This is a genomic window from Skermanella stibiiresistens SB22 (assembly GCF_000576635.1).
GTDB classification, from domain to species: domain Bacteria; phylum Pseudomonadota; class Alphaproteobacteria; order Azospirillales; family Azospirillaceae; genus Skermanella; species Skermanella stibiiresistens.
Window position 1 is genome coordinate 1 of record NZ_AVFL01000155.1, and the last position, 292, is coordinate 292.

Annotated in this window: 1 protein-coding gene; it reads left to right on the top strand. The window is 70.2% G+C overall.

Features of this window, described 5'->3' with window-relative positions; genetic code table 11:
• On the top strand, positions 1 to 292 hold a 292-nt coding region (locus N825_RS35880; RefSeq protein ID WP_037462606.1), incomplete at both ends, for a TonB-dependent receptor plug domain-containing protein.

Genomic DNA, 292 nt, shown 5'->3' on the forward strand with positions numbered 1-292 from the left:
CCGAAGATCCCGCGCCAGCCGCTGCCGGCCAGCGACGGCACCGACTACCTCAAGACCATTCCCGGCTTTTCGGCCATCCGCAACGGCGGCACCAACGGCGATCCGGTGCTGCGCGGCATGTTCGGCTCGCGCCTGAACATCCTGACCAACGGCACCTCCATGCCCGGCGCCTGCCCGGCGCGCATGGACGCGCCCAGCTCGTACATCTCGCCCGAGAACTTCGACAAGCTGACCGTCATCAAGGGCCCGCAGACGGTGCTGTGGGGGCCGGGCGCCTCGGCCGGCACCATCC